This is a genomic window from Halolamina sp. (assembly GCF_036626355.1).
Taxonomy (GTDB): domain Archaea; phylum Halobacteriota; class Halobacteria; order Halobacteriales; family Haloferacaceae; genus Halolamina.
Genome location: NZ_JAZKRY010000075.1, coordinates 1 through 14059, shown reverse-complemented (window position 1 = coordinate 14059; position 14059 = coordinate 1). Strand labels below are relative to the sequence as shown.

The window sequence follows — 14059 nt, the reverse complement described above, 5'->3', positions numbered from 1 at the left end:
CAACAGTAGCTGTGAAGCTGACTGTGATTGACTGGTTCGCCGGACCAGTACTCTGGTTGATGTCGAACGTTGCCGTATTGGTCCCAACGGTCGGCGAGAACGAGATTGCACCACTACTGTTCTCAACCTGGACATTACTGACACCAGTGATGGTGGCCGCCGCGGGCAGTGCCACTTCGATAGTGTCAGTGGAACCATCTGCACTAATATTCTCTACTGTGAACGATACGTCGTGAGTTACCGTTTCTCCCTCGACCACGCTCGTATTCGTGAACGTGTTGACCGAGGGTGAATCGGCCGCCGCAGCTGTGCCTGTGAGCGCGATCGTGCCAGCGAAGACGCTGAACACCATCAGCGCTGCAAGGACCAGCGCGCGGAGTTGCTTTGAGTTGTCTGTCATTGTTTGTTGTAAGTTGCACCGCACTGCACCGACAGGTCCCGCTTCGTACTCCTTCCGAGATGTGTGCCGCGACCGGCACCGCGCTGTCGCGACTTGGAGCAATCCACACGAGCTGTCATGGGTAGGGGTGCTGAGACATACTGACCCTCCCGGTAAATACTTTGTGTGCTTTCACGTTGTGTGTGAGGCATTCACAGGGCCTGTACGGGCAGAAAATAGCCGATTCGCGATTGCGGCGTCTGACCCGGCCCGTGACAACGCCGTCTCAAAGAAGCCAATGTAGCGACGCCAGCCAGTCCCCGTCTCGTAGGCGGGTCTCGCAAGCGAGCCGGTGCCAGGGGAGGGGCCGGCCTGTCTTCGTGTCAGAGACGCCGATCTGTTTAGTGACGCTCATCATGCCTCGTCGCTATCACCGGACTCGGTGGGGGCCGAATGTGGTTCGAACCCAGCTTCCTCGACAGCCGCAGTCCACGAGCCGAATCGGCGATAGTACGTTCGTGGACCGTACGTGCCTTCGTCTCGCATGTCGGAGACACTGGGTGGTGCGCCACACATCTCGGCAACGCGCGTGAGTTCCTCGAGAAGTTCTGCCGCAGACAGTGTCTCCTGCGCGACCGGCTGGGAAGTCTCGAGCCCGACAGCTTCGCAGGCTGCATTCCACGAGCCGAACGCGCGACGGTAGGTTGCGGCCCAGTGTGCACCGTGGTCGTTCATCTCGACAGCGGTCGGTCGCTTGCCCAGCTCGTCGGCAAGGCGCTCAAGTTCCTCAAGGAGCTCCTCGTCAGTGACTTCCGAATCAGGCTCGCGCGGCTCATAGCCGGCCGCCGCAAGTGCGTCTCGCCACGATCCGAAGTGGCTGTAGATCGTCGTCACCGCGGCGGTGCCGTGCTCACGGTAGTCGTTCAATGTCGGCGTCCCGCCGACTTCGGCGGCGACGGCACGGATGTCCTCGAGGAGGTCTGCGTCGCTGTAGGGCATACTGGGGTGGTGCGGAGGCGGGCGGTTGAACGTTCTGACAGCGACCGTCGCGGGAGCACAAACAGAGCACTCGCGCGTGCGTAACCGTAAGACCAATTGCATCGATTCGGGTAGCCGGTGCGTGGCATCACGGCGATTGCGGGCACTTACCCGTTGACTTCCACCGGCGATTCCCACCCGCATGCAGATGTCGACACGTCATTTGACCGGGTGCAGTGGAGGGTCGGACAGGATCAGCTCCAGATCGGCCTCGATCGCCTCTCGAAGTAGCCATTTACCCCGCACTTTTGACCGGATAGCGAGAAGCCGGACATGGGTTTAGCGATGAATCTTCGGGAACACGACGAAAGGTCGGACAAGAAGGTGTGGCTGTCGGAGGAGGAGACCGAGCGGTTCCTCGCGACAGCTGAGAACACAGCGCAACGAATCGCGTTCTCCCTCGGCGTGCGCTGCGGGCTGCGCTCGGGCGAGTGGCTCGACGTGACGCCGCGGGACGTCGTCGACACGGACGCCGGGACGATGCTCCGGGTCTGGGAGGGGAAGGGCGACAAGTTCCGTGAGACGCCCGTGCCGCCGAAGCTGGCGGCGTCGATCAGCACGCTCGCCGAGATGCGCGAGGGCGGCGCCGACGACCCGCTGCTCTCGGTGTCGTCGACGAGGACGCTTCGGCGGTGGGTCTCGAGCGCTGGCGAGCAGCTCGCCGAGGAGACTGGCGACGCCGGCTGGCGGGAGCTCTCGACGCACGATCTCCGGCGCACCTGGGCGACGGCGCTCGCCGACGCCGAGGTGGATCCGCTACTGGCGCTCGACTGGGGTGGCTGGGAGGATCTGGAGACGTTCCTTGAGCACTACAAAGGGGCGTACTCGCCGGCAGCAGCGCGCAGGGCTCCTCACGTCGTTGTTTGGGAGATCTCCGCCGACCAGCACTCCGGACACTCCCCATCGTGCGTGTCGAACCGGGCGCCGCACGACTCACACTCGTAGTCCGCGTCGTCGTCGGCGGCTTCGGCGTCCTCGTCCCCCGTGACGCTCTGTTTGAGCTGTTCGACCTGCCGGCCGGCCTCTCTGAAGAGTCCCATTCGAGAAAAAACGGTCTCGAGGGGCATAAGCGTTCGACGCGCTATCGCTCGGCCAGCATCCGCACCGCGATCTGGAGGACGTGGACGAACACCCCAGCCACGGCGATGTAGAGGCCGATAGCCTGCATCGGGACGCCGCGACCGCGGTTCTCCCGGATCTGCCACATCTCGTAGCCGAGGCGGAACAGGAAGCCGAGGAAGATGCAGATGAACCCCAGCACGAGCACCACGGAGATGAACGAGCCGACGAGGATGGCGACCAGGCCGGCGAGGAAGGCGTAGTTCGCCCACGAGCCGTAGTGGTCGAACTGCGTCTCTCTCCGGGCGTAGACGTACGTCCCGATGCCGGCTGTCAGGAGGATGACGACGGCGCCGGTGATGGCGATGGCGGTCCCGCGTAGCTCCTGGCCGATGAACGAGAGCACGCCGCCGCCGAACATCCCGAACGCGAGTTCGAGCACGACGACGCCGGCGACAGCGAGCCCCATGGAGTCGTTCTTGAAGCCGCGTTCGGCGAGCAGTTCGCCACCGGCGATGAACGCACCGTAGACTAACGCGCCGACGATGGGAATGGAGAACAGCAGCCGATTCGCCTGCGCCAGCGGCGAGGCGGCGACGACGAACATCACGAGCACGTTCAGCAGCATCAGCCCGGTCGCGCCACCGATAGCCTGCCACTCGCGTCCCGCGAGCAGGAAGCCACGCTCCGTCGACGTTTCGTAGCTACTCATAGGTGAGTTCTCTCCACAAACAGGCAAAAGCGTTGTCGCCGGCGTCCCCGAGGGCCAAGAGTCATTACTGGCGCTCTACCAGTGGGCAGTATGACAGCAGTCAGTGCGGCGACGTTCGACGACGCGTTGCGCGGCTGTATCGACGAGCAGTTCCCCGGCAAGGCACCGATCCAGGCGTTCCCGATGGATATGGAGGCCGCGGGAACGACCGAGGGGCCGCCGGAGTGTGCGTACCGCGTGCCGATCGGCCCCCCCGGCGCGACCGAAGGCCAGGAGGAGCGTATCGTCGTCGTGCAGGCCGAGGAGGACGGCGGAATCTGGACGTTCACCTACAAACACGAGGCTGACGGAACTGCGGGGACCGAGACGAACTGAGCGGCCGGTGCGGTTCTGCGATCACCCGTCGGGAGCCAGTGTTCCGGGCCAAGCATTCTTGTCGGATGGGGCGAACAGCCCGGTGTATGGCCGCGACGAGCAGTTCCGCGAAACCGGCAGAGAGAGCGCCGTTCACACCCCAACGACAACGTTTAAGCGTCGGCTGCACTTTCCTCCGGCAACTATGAGTGCCATCGAGGACGTCCACGAGGAGCTCGATGCGGACGTCTCCACGGAGGAGTTCGAGGAGATGGTGGCGGAGAAGGTCGAGGAGATGGGCGGGCTCGCCGACGACGAGACGGCGGCGATGCTCGTCGCCCACGAACTGGAGGACGAAGGGGGCGAGGTCGAGGGCGTCGCCGATATCGAACCGGGGATGGACGAGGTGAAGTTCGTCGCCAAAATCGTCTCTATCGGCGAACTCCGGACGTTCGAGCGCGAGGGCGACCAGGAGGACGGCCAGGTCGTCAACGCCGAAGTCGCCGACGAGACGGGGCGCATCCGGCTCTCGCTCTGGGACGAGATGGCCGAAGGCGCCATCGAGACGCTGCAGGAGGGTGAGGTGCTCCGTATCGCCGGGCGGCCCAAGGAGGGGTACAACGGCGTGGAGGTCTCGGCTGACAAAGCAGAAGTCGAACCCGGCGTCGATATCGAGGTGTCGCTTGGCGACAGCTACACCGTCGAGGAGCTTTCGATGGGGCGAAAGGACGTCACTCTCGTCGGGGAACTGCTCGACGTGGACGCCGACTACCGCACGTTCGACCGCGACGACGGCTCGCAGGGCCGAGTCGGCAACTGCGCCATCGGCGACGAAACCGGTCGTATCCGGGTGACGCTCTGGGACGAGGCGACGGAGTTGCTGGACGAACTGGCGGCGGGCGAGGTCGTCGAAGTCGTCGACGGCTACGTCCGCGAGCGCGAGGGCGACCTGGAGCTCCACGTCGGCTCCCGCGGCACGATCGAGGAGGTCGACGAAGACGTCGAGTACGTCCCCGATACGGCCGATATCGAGAGCGTCGAGATGGACGATACCGTCGACATCGCCGGTGCAGTCATCGAGACCGACGAGAAGCGCACGTTCGACCGCGACGACGGCTCGCAGGGCCAGGTCCGGAACGTCCGCATCCGCGACGATACGGGCGATATCCGGGTGGCGCTCTGGGGCGACAAGGCCGACCGGGATATCGAACTCGCGGACCGCGTCGCGTTCACCGACGTGGAGATCCAGGACGGCTGGCAGGACGAACTCGAGGCCTCCGCGGGCTGGCAGTCCACCGTCAGCCTGCTGGAGGGTGAGGCCACCCTCTCCAGTGAGCGTGACGCCGGCGACCGAGCGGAGAAAACCCCGGCCGGCCAGGGTGGACTCTCCTCGTTCGCGGATGGCGACGGGTCGGACACGACTACCGACACCGCCGACGCCGCCGAGGATTTCGATGGCGAGGCTGTGGCGGTCGAGTTCACCGGAACGGTCGTTCAGTCGGGCAGTCCGGTCGTGCTCGACAGCGGCGACGAGACACGGAGCGTCGAGACGAGCGAGAGTGTCCGCCTGGGTGAGGAGGTGACGGTGCGGGGCGTCGAGCGCGACGGTCGCATCGACGCCGACGAGCTCTTCTGAGGGTGTCACCCAGTCGGTTCCGGGAACCCCGCGGTCGAACCGGAAGGAAGCACTTACGTTCGGCCGGTTTCAGTTCGTGAGCGATGGACCGCTCGGCAGTCATGGGGGTGCTCGACCGGACCGACCGCACGGTTCGGACCGTCGCCGGCATCGTCGCATTGGGGTTGCTCGCCCGCCTCGTCGTTCTCGGTGACAGAGTCGCCCACTACGACGAGGGCCGTGTCGCCTACTGGGCACTGGATTACCTGCAGACGGGATCGATACGCTACCGCTATATCGTCCACGGCCCGTTCGCACAGTACGCCGACGCCGCGGTGTTCGGGCTGCTCGGTGCTAACGACTTCACGATGCGGCTGGTCGTCGCCCTCGTCGGCGCAGCGCTGCCGCTGGTTGCGTTGCTGTTCCGCAATCGGTTGCGTGACAGCGAAGTCGTCGCGATGGCCGCGCTGCTTGCATTCAATCCGGTGTTGCTCTACTACTCCCGGTTCTACCGTAGCACACTGTTCGTCGCGGCGTTCATGACCGCGGCCGTCGGCTTCGCGCTCCGGGCGTTCGACCACCGCGAGCCGTTGCTGCTCTATCCGGCGTTCGGGCTCGCCGCGCTCGGCTTCGCCTCGAAGGAGAACGCCGTCGTCTACGTCCTCTGCTGGCTTGGCGCTGGCGCCCTGGTGGCGGATTTCTCGCTGATGAACCCGAAGAGTGCCCGCAGTGGCACCGACCTCATCAGGCGACGGACCCGACCGCTGGTCACTGCGCTGTCGCGCCCGAATCGCTCGACGGATGCGGTCATCTGGACGGCAATCGCTGCGGTGGCTGTTGCTCTGTTCGGCTACGCGGCCATCTCGGGGTGGGCGCTCACGGCGGCGACGGCGCTGCTCGTGGCCTTCGCCAGCGGCGTGTTACTGCTCGCTGAACTGTTTCCCGAGCGGGCGGTGGTCCCGTGGGGCAAAGCGCTGGTCGCCGGTGCCGGGCTCTTCCTGGCCATCTCGTTGTTCTTCTACGCACCGCGCTCGCCCGGCCCCGCGGTCGGACTCTGGGATGCGGTGTTCAACCCGATGCAGTTCCCGGAGCTGTTAGACCGCACTGGGGCGGATATCGAGCAGGGACTGCAGTACTGGTTCGGCGGGAGTACGGACCCCGGCTGCGGGAAGGAGAACCTCATCGAGGGGTATCTCTGCTTCCTCGAACACTCGCTTGGCGTGCTCGCCGACTACGCGGCAGTGACGGTGACGTTCTCGCTGTTCGGCTTCGCCGTGGCGCGCTACACCACCGACCGCCCGCGCCCGCTGGTGATGTTCGCGGGCTACTGGGGCTTCGTCAGCGTGTTCGGCTACCCGCTCGGCACCGACATCCGAGCGGGCTGGGTCATGGTGAACGCGCTCGTCCCGTTGACCATACCGGCCGGTGTCGGCCTGGCACTGGTCGGCCGCTGGGGCCAGGAGATGCTACTGGAAGAGGACCGGGTCGGCACAGCACTCACCGCCGTCATCCTCCTGCTCGTCGCGGGGCTGGTTGTCGGGCCGGCTGTCTCCGCGGTCTACCTCAATCCGACCGCCGGCGACAACTCGATGGTGCAGTACGCACAGCCCCAGCAGGAGATGCGAGGAACCCTCGACGACATCGGCGCCATCGCCGCGAACGACGAGGGGACTGACGTTCTGTTCTACGGCAAGGAACTCGTCGCCGAACCCGGTGAGGGTGGGGAGCCCAAACCCGAATGCTTGCGGCTGCTCCAGGGGTTACCGCTCCACTGGTACGTCGCCGCCGACGACTGGGGGGCCGACTGCGCCTACAACCAGTCGGCTCTGAACGACCGACTCAGCGCGGAGGCGCCGGCGGTCGTCATCGCTCACGCCGAGCGGGAGAACGAACTCGACGAATCACTCACCGGCTACGAGAAGCGGTTCCACCACCTCCGCACCATCGGCCGGGAGATCGTCATCTACCTCGACGAGGACGAACTGGCTGCGGCGAGCGGAGAACCGTGACGGACCCGCTCGACGCCGTCGAGCCGGGGATCGCGCTCCACGCAGGCGCGGCGGCGTACAACGCCGGGGAGTTTCGCGCGGCGCAGGCGATCTTGACTGCGCCGGAGACGACGCTGCTCGACGGACTCGGGGCGTTTGTCGGGACCGTGGCCAACGCTCGTACCGGGAACTGGAGCGAGGCGATGGAGTCGGCGGACCGCGCCACTCGACAGCTTGCGGCTGCGGACCCGACCACGCGAGGCGTCGAAACCGCGCCACTCCAGCGCTGGCTCGGCGCGTTCCACGCAGATCCGGAGCGAATCGAGCGAGCGCGTGCTCCGTCGATTTCAGTGGGGGGTGCGTTCCCGGGTCCGAGCACGCTCTCGGTTGCTGCGGCGGGCGTCGCCGCGGCCGTCGTGGCCGAGTCGACGTCGTACGACGTGGATATCGTCGCCGACGCGATTCGGTTCGCCGAGCAGGCGGCGCAGCCGGACGAGTCACCCTATGCGACGTTCCTCCGGGATTTCGTCGGCGACCCGGCACAGCGACCCATCGTCTTCCAGCGGCTCTCCGGGATGGTCGAGCGGGAGCGCCGGAAGGAACGGGACGTTGACGGGTTGTTCGAGGAGACCGACGAGGAGTGAGGAGGGGGCTGACTCGATTTCCTACTCTTCGGGGTGTTCGGCGTCTTCGCGGAGCTCACCTTCGAACGTATACTCCGCCGAGTTGTCCCGCGGCTCGTACCCCAGCACCTCTTTGGCCCGCTCGATAGAGTAGTACTTCCGGTCGTTATCTGAGATCCCGTAGACGATCTCGTAGTCGTACTCCGCCTTCACACAGCGGTCGAACAGATGCGCACAGTCGGGGTGGGAGAGCCACATCGCCTGCCCCCGTTCGTACTCCCGGGGCGGGTGGCCCTTGGTGAGGTTGCCGATGCGGACACAGACTACCGAGAGGTCGTGCTCGTCGTGGTAGTAGCGCCCGAGTGTCTCACCGGTGGCTTTCGAGACGCCGTAGAGGTTCGACGGGCGGGGGAGTTCGGTGCCGTCGAGGCGAAACTCGTCGTCTGTCCGGTACATCTCCGGGGTGCGTTCCTCCGCCTCGTAGGCGCCGACCGCGTGGTTCGAGGAGGCGTAGGCCACCTTCTCCACGCCGGCATCGACGGCTGCTTGGTACACCGTCTGCGTGCCGTCGATGTTGTTCGTGAGCACCGAGTCCCACGGCGCGTTCGGGCGCGGATCGCCCGCGAGGTGGATGACGGCGCCGCAGCCGCCGACGGCGTCGGCGACCGCCTCGTCGTCGGTCACGTCGGCGACGATCGACGCCGATTCTGGGACACCGTAGCGGCGGTCTTCGGGGATCGGCTCGCGATCGAGCAGGCGCCACTCGAACTCGTCGGCCAGATGAGAGAGGATCGCCTGGCCGACGCGACCGCTGGCGCCTGTCAGCAGGACCGGATCGTCCATTCGAGTGGACGTGTGGCGAGAGAGGGTAAATACGGTACGGTTCGAGCAGTTCGGCGCGCCCCGACACGGCTTTCCCCGGCCCGTCCCGACCACCGGGTATGTCCGACGCGCCCACCGACGCCCAGCAGGCCTGCTTCGAGGCCGGTATCAAGTTCGGCTCGCTCTATCACCAGTTCGCCGGCACGCCCGTCTCGCCGGAGAGCACCCGGAGCCTCGAAACTGCGATTGCCGAGTCCATCGAGAACCAGCCCTACTGCGAGTCCGTTACCGTCGACATTCTCGACGACCGGGTTGCTGCGGATATCGGACATGACGAGATTCCCGGGAGCAATAGCGACCGGGAGCACGGAAGTCGCAGTTCCGCGAGCGAGCAGGACGAGCGAGCCGAAACGTCTTCCGGTGGGTACACCGAGCTCTCGGGTCACCTGATGGAGGTGAAGATGCGTATCGAGTACGAGGACGTCGTCGTCCGTACCCGGATGGAGATGACGGACGGCTACCCGCTGATGAAACTCGTCGCCGTCGACGAGTAGGGCGCGGCGGAACTGGTTCACTTGAACCGGTTAATCGGGCGTTCGGAGCGGTGGAGACGCCGATTTCACTTTCGCCCCGTGGCGACCCTTTTACCCTGCGCGTCTCCAATCTGTCAGTATGAGCCAAACGACGTTCGACGAGGAGGACCTGTTCGGCGAGGCTGCCGCGGAGATGCGGTCGGAAGTCGAGTCCCATCTGGCCGGCGCCCGAGCGGCGCTCCCGCCGGCCGACGCCATCTGGGACGTCGAGGCTGAGAACACGCTCGGCGTGCTCAACTCCCTGCGCTCGGCGCTCGATACCGGCGACGCCGCCGAGAGCCTCCGGCAGGCAAAGAAACAGTACGTGATGGGCGAGCGCGCCGACGCCTTCGAGGACGCCGACGACCTGGAGGACGAAATCGATGAACTGGAGGAACTCATCGAGGACGTAGAGGCGGCCCACGAGGACGTGGGTGATCTCGCCGGCACGCTTCCGGGGCTCCGCTCGGCGCTGCAGGACGCCGCTGGCGGTGAGGAAACGGGCGAGGACGAAAGCCAAGAGGAGTAGCTATCGTTCAGCGAGCGCCCCGAGTACGTCGACCAGCGACTCGGTTGCCAGCCCGAGCAGTTCCTCGCCGCGCGCGGCGTCGCCCTCGGCGGGGTCGCCGACGACGCCGTTCTCGGTGAACTCGTCGCTGTCGTAGGCCAGATTGACGCCCGAGACCCACTCCCCCCAGCGGTCGCTCCCGTTCTGCCGAGCGTCCTCGATGCGGCCCTCCCGGACCAGTTCGGGGTGTTCGGTGCGCAGCAGCGCCGTCTCCAGCGGGCCGGCGTGACCCATGTCGCTACTGTGTTCACCCACGGCGTTGAACCAGGTGAAGGGGGCGACGCTGGCGGTCCCGTCGCGGGTGAGTCGGGCGCTGACTTCCTGGAGCGCGTCGATGTTGCCGCCGTGGCCGTTGACGAGGACGACCCGGTCCAGCCCGTGGTGTGCGAGGCTCTCGACGGTCTCCCGGACGTACGCCCGGAACGTGTTCGGCGAGACCCAGAGCGTGCCGTCGAAGGCGCGGTGTTCCTCGCTGATGCCGACGGTGACCGAAGGCCCGACCACGACTGGGTCGTTCATCCGTGCTTCGTAGCGTTCAGCGGCGGCTTCGGCGATGGATTCGGCGTTGAGCGTGTCAGTGCTGAGCGGTGCGTGGGGGCCGTGGCCTTCAGTCGAGCCGACTGGGAGGAGCGCGAGGCGGGTGTCGGTGTCCTCCACGTCGGTCCAGGTAGCGTCGGCGAGTTGCATACCCGGGAGTTGGCTGGCGCTCGCTTGTAGGCTGCGGTGGGACGTGAAACCGAACGGGCTGGGCGGTCAGTCGTCGTCGACGTCCACGTCGGCCTCGGCGTGGCGCTGCTGGGCGCGCTGGATGAACTCCTCGGGGAGTGTGTCGATTTCGCCGGCCTGCACGCCCCAGAGGTGAGCGTAAAGCCCGTCGTCCTGGATGAGCTCCTCGTGGGTACCGCGCTCGACGATCTGGCCGTCCTCGAGTACGATGATCTGGTCGGCGTCCTTGATCGTCGAGAGGCGGTGGGCGATTGCGAACGTGGTACGGTTCTCGGTGAGTTTGTCGATAGAGCGCTGGATGAGCATCTCCGTCTCCGTGTCCACGTCGGAGGTCGCTTCGTCGAGGATGAGCAGTTCGGGGTCTTTCAGGACCGCTCGGGCGATGGAGAGCCGCTGGCGCTGGCCACCCGAGAGCTTCACGCCGCGCTCGCCGATCTCGGTCTCGTACCCCTCCGGGAGGTTCATGATGAAGTCGTGGGCCTCGGCGGCTTTCGCGGCCTCGACGACCTGCTCGTGGTCGGCGCCGAACGTCCCGTACTCGATGTTGTCGGCGACGGTGCCGTAGAACATGAACGTGTCCTGGGAGACGTAGCCAAGGCTCTGCCGGAGCGAGGGGATGGTCACGTCGCGGATGTCCTGATTATCGATACGGATTGCGCCCTCATCCACGTCGTACATCCGGAGCAGGAGTTTGAGCACTGTGGATTTCCCGGCACCGGTCGGGCCGACCAGCGCGACGGTGTCACCGCCGGGCACATCGAAGTTGACGTCCTTGACGATGGTCTCCTCGTCGTAGCCGAAGCTTACGTCGTCGTACTCGACGTGGCCGTCAGTGACCTCCAGTTCCCCGGCGTCGGGGTCTTCGACGATGCGCGAGGGCGTGTCCATCAGCCCGAACAGGCGCGCGCTGGAGGCGCGGGCCCGCTGGTACATGTTGATGATGGAGCCGAACTGCGCCATGGGCCAGATGAACCGCTGCGTGTAGAGGATGAACGAAACGAACACACCCTCTCGGAGGGGGGCGGCGCCGCCAGTAATCCAGACCGGCGCGAGGCCGAGCACCCAGAGCCCGCCCACGGTAAACGTGATGACGAAGCCGACGCCGGCGATGACCCGAAGCGCGGGGAAGAACTTGATCCGGGTGTTGATGGCGTCCCAGTTGGCGTCGTAGTACTCCATCGAGACGTCGTCGACGCGTTCGGACTCGAAGCTCTCCGTGTTGAACGTCTTGATGACCTTGATACCGCCGAGGTTGTTCTCCAGCCGGCTGTTGAGGTGGCCGACGGTTTTGCGCACCGTGGCGTATTTGGGCTGGATAATGTCGATGAACTTCCAGGTCGTGACGGCGATGATGGGGATGGGCAGCAGCGTGATGAGGGCCAGCCGGGGGTTGAGCCAGAGCAGGATACCGGCGATACCGACGACCATCACCGAGAGCCGGAACGCGGAGTTCATCCCGTCGTTGAGGAACCGTTCGAGCCGGTTCACGTCGTTCGAGAGGATGGACATCATCTCGCCGGTCTGTTTCTCCGCGAAGAAGTTCATGTTCAGCCGCTGCATCTTGTCGTACGTGTCCGTCCGGACGCTATGCTGGATGTTCTGGGCGAAGGCGTTCCAGCCGTAGTTGCGCACCCAGTGAAACGCCGACCCGCCGAAGAAGGCGAAAGCGATGGTGCCGATAGTGAACCAGAACTTCCCCATGGTCGTCCCCGGAATCCACGCCTGGGGCACCAGCGGGAGGTCGTAGATCTCCGATCCGAAGATAGAGTCGATGGCGATCCCCAGAAGCAGCGGTGGGAGAAGGTCCAGCACCCGCGCGGCGACGCTCCCGAAGAGACCCATCGCGAAGTAGGGAGCGTTCGGCATCCCATACTCCCCGAACAGCCGCTTCATGGGGTTTTCCGTCTTCTGTCGGATGTCCTCGAAGGGATCATCCTCATCAGAAGGGTGTGACATTGAACAGAAAGAGACGACGGCACTCAAAAACACTTACGAATCGAAACATGATAATTCTGCCGTGAACGCGAGTTCTGCGTCGGTATTCACGCTGGCGGGCCACACGGTGTGTCGCTTGTGGTGGTGTGACTCTCCCTCACACAGTAGTTACAGCGTCCGCCCCTCGACCTCCGGGTCGATACCGGCGGCGGTGAGGTCCTCCCGAATGCGCGCGCGCAGCGGCTCAGGAACGGTCCCCCGGCCGACGGGGACGGCCGTCTCCCCATCGTCTTTGACCCGCCAGTAGAGCACGCAGTCACTCGGGGCGTAATACTCGATGCTGTAGCGGTCGCCGCTGCCCTGGTAATGAACACGAGCGGCGAACCCCTCGTCCTGCCACCCGTCGCGGTCGGCGAGGGCGTCGATAGCGTCACTCATGGCTCGATGGTTTCGGCTCCTCAGCCCTCGGCCTTACGGTGTTGGTCGGGAATTCTGACGATATCGCCGACTTCGATACCGTGCTCGGTCGTGAACCCGTCGGAGAGTTCCACGACGAACTTCCCGTCGCCCTGGTAGCCGTCGAGGTCCTCACCTTCCTCCGGGAGTTCAGCGTGGTGAATGGTCGTGATGGTGCCGTTCTCGGCGACGAACACGATGTCGATGGGGAACGCCATATCGCGCATCACGTAGGTATGGTTCCCGTCCCCCGGATGCACGAACAGCATCCCCTCGTTCGGCCCGAGCGATTCGGTGTCGCTCAGCCCGGTGTAGCGCTCGGGGAAGCTGTCGGAGACGGCGACGTCGGCCCGCGCGAGCGTGGTGCCGTTCTCGTCGACGAAGGTGACGGTCGTTCGTTCGCCGGGGTCGTGGAAGGCGATGGCGCCGCCGGCGACGACGAGAACGATGAAGAGGGCGATTCGGGTTCGGTCGCGCACAGCAGAGCCAGGGGCGGCGGGATGCTAAGCGTTGCGCCGAGAGCGAAATCGTTATTCGCTCGGGGCGAGGGTTCCGAAGTACGGGCTCGTGGTCTAGTTCGGTATGACGTCTCCTTTACATGGAGAAGGCCGGTGGTTCAAATCCGCCCGAGCCCATGAGTTTCTGCGAACGAAGTGAGCAGTAACGAATGCCCGCAAGGGCGGATTCTGTACCCAGAGGGCGAGCATCGCGAGCCCTCGCGGTTCACATCCGCCCGTGCCTGTTGCTTGAAGCGGGAGCGATTCGGGTTTCAACCCGTTCGAGCTGTTCCGAACTGCACGTTTCTGTACCAGCCATCATCCCAAGTAGTCTCCTCCTACCGAACTCTTTCGACACGGTACCACAGGGGGCAGGGAACAGCCGTCAGAGCTTTTTGTGGGGCCGCCGAGAGTGAGTTTAGGAACACACTATGAAGGCGAAGTCCCTCGCTATCGGGGCGGTTGTACTGCTCGTCGTCGTCGGGGGCGTCGTGGGTGCGTTCTCCCTTGGCGTTATTCCGGCACCGGGCGGAGGCAGTAGCTCCGGTGGCGGTGGGGGCGACGAACCCGCGACCGAGACGTTCAGCGATACGGTCGTCGTCGAGGAGACGAGCACGGAGGACGCCTCCGGCACCGAAACCCAGCCGCCGTTCTCGTTCGTCATCGACAACATCGAGAAATGTGGCGAAACCTGTCGCGACGTCACTGCGACCAT

The 14059-nt window shown here is 65.2% G+C and carries 15 protein-coding genes, 1 tRNA gene and 1 pseudogene; 9 read left to right on the top strand and 8 right to left on the bottom strand.

All coding sequences use genetic code 11. From position 1 onward, the window contains the following. The coding region (locus V5A38_RS11695) for a surface glycoprotein (RefSeq protein ID WP_332325943.1) at positions 1-400 on the bottom strand (400 nt) is incomplete at its 3' end. 393 nt (positions 401-793) lie between these two features. Continuing rightward, complete coding sequence (locus V5A38_RS11690; protein WP_332325942.1) at positions 794-1378, bottom strand: hypothetical protein; 585 nt, start codon at positions 1376-1378, stop codon at positions 794-796. A 324-nt stretch (positions 1379-1702) separates the two neighbouring features. Between V5A38_RS11690 and V5A38_RS11685 the strand changes: the two genes are divergently transcribed. After that, on the top strand, positions 1703-2362 hold the full coding sequence (locus V5A38_RS11685) for a site-specific integrase (RefSeq protein WP_332325941.1): 660 nt from the start codon (positions 1703-1705) through the stop codon (positions 2360-2362). A 136-nt stretch (positions 2363-2498) separates the two neighbouring features. On the opposite strand, the gene V5A38_RS11680 is transcribed toward V5A38_RS11685, so the two are convergent. Continuing rightward, complete coding sequence (locus V5A38_RS11680; RefSeq protein ID WP_332325940.1) at positions 2499-3188, bottom strand: hypothetical protein; 690 nt, start codon at positions 3186-3188, stop codon at positions 2499-2501. 90 nt (positions 3189-3278) lie between these two features. Here V5A38_RS11680 and V5A38_RS11675 point away from each other — a divergent pair, with 90 nt between their 5' ends. The 4 genes from V5A38_RS11675 to V5A38_RS11660 all read left to right on the top strand — a co-directional run bounded on the left by V5A38_RS11675 (position 3279) and on the right by V5A38_RS11660 (position 7789). Further along, on the top strand, positions 3279-3563 hold the full coding sequence (locus tag V5A38_RS11675; RefSeq protein WP_332325939.1) for a hypothetical protein: 285 nt from the start codon (positions 3279-3281) through the stop codon (positions 3561-3563). Between the two features lie 184 nt (positions 3564-3747). Beyond that, a complete protein-coding gene (locus tag V5A38_RS11670) occupies positions 3748-5178 on the top strand; it encodes a single-stranded DNA binding protein (RefSeq protein ID WP_332325938.1) in 1431 nt (476 codons plus the stop codon). Between the two features lie 83 nt (positions 5179-5261). Next, positions 5262-7166: a flippase activity-associated protein Agl23 gene (locus V5A38_RS11665; RefSeq protein ID WP_332325937.1), complete on the top strand. Its 1905-nt coding sequence runs from the start codon at positions 5262-5264 to the stop codon at positions 7164-7166. Further along, positions 7163-7789 (top strand): hypothetical protein, encoded by a 627-nt coding sequence (locus V5A38_RS11660; protein WP_332325936.1) that lies wholly within the window; start codon positions 7163-7165, stop codon positions 7787-7789. Before V5A38_RS11665 ends, V5A38_RS11660 begins: the two co-directional genes overlap by 4 nt. 21 nt (positions 7790-7810) lie before the next feature. On the opposite strand, the gene azf is transcribed toward V5A38_RS11660, so the two are convergent. Then, positions 7811-8611, bottom strand: a complete 801-nt coding sequence (gene azf / locus V5A38_RS11655) for an NAD-dependent glucose-6-phosphate dehydrogenase Azf (RefSeq protein ID WP_332325935.1) — start codon at positions 8609-8611, stop codon at positions 7811-7813. A 98-nt stretch (positions 8612-8709) separates the two neighbouring features. Here azf and V5A38_RS11650 point away from each other — a divergent pair, with 98 nt between their 5' ends. Both V5A38_RS11650 and V5A38_RS11645 read left to right on the top strand, forming a co-directional pair. After that, the gene (locus V5A38_RS11650; protein ID WP_332325934.1) at positions 8710-9144 is read left to right on the top strand and encodes a dihydroneopterin aldolase family protein; all 435 of its coding nucleotides are present in this window, start codon (positions 8710-8712) and stop codon (positions 9142-9144) included. A gap of 118 nt (positions 9145-9262) precedes the next feature. Then, complete coding sequence (locus V5A38_RS11645; RefSeq protein WP_332325933.1) at positions 9263-9691, top strand: DUF5790 family protein; 429 nt, start codon at positions 9263-9265, stop codon at positions 9689-9691. Here V5A38_RS11645 and V5A38_RS11640 read toward each other — a convergent pair whose 3' ends face one another. From V5A38_RS11640 to V5A38_RS11625, 4 genes are all read right to left on the bottom strand, one after another. Continuing rightward, positions 9692-10417: a creatininase family protein gene (locus V5A38_RS11640; RefSeq protein WP_332325932.1), complete on the bottom strand. Its 726-nt coding sequence runs from the start codon at positions 10415-10417 to the stop codon at positions 9692-9694. 66 nt (positions 10418-10483) lie between these two features. Beyond that, the gene (locus tag V5A38_RS11635; protein WP_332325931.1) at positions 10484-12412 is read right to left on the bottom strand and encodes an ABC transporter ATP-binding protein; all 1929 of its coding nucleotides are present in this window, start codon (positions 12410-12412) and stop codon (positions 10484-10486) included. 147 nt (positions 12413-12559) lie between these two features. After that, complete coding sequence (locus V5A38_RS11630) at positions 12560-12829, bottom strand: hypothetical protein (protein WP_332325930.1); 270 nt, start codon at positions 12827-12829, stop codon at positions 12560-12562. Between the two features lie 20 nt (positions 12830-12849). Next, a complete protein-coding gene (locus V5A38_RS11625; protein ID WP_332325929.1) occupies positions 12850-13326 on the bottom strand; it encodes a DUF192 domain-containing protein in 477 nt (158 codons plus the stop codon). A gap of 82 nt (positions 13327-13408) precedes the next feature. Between V5A38_RS11625 and V5A38_RS11620 the strand changes: the two genes are divergently transcribed. Together V5A38_RS11620 and V5A38_RS11615 are read left to right on the top strand one after the other, a co-directional pair. Continuing rightward, positions 13409-13482 (top strand) — tRNA-Val (locus V5A38_RS11620). Between the two features lie 293 nt (positions 13483-13775). Next, positions 13776-14059: pseudogene (locus tag V5A38_RS11615) on the top strand (hypothetical protein); the annotation flags it as partial.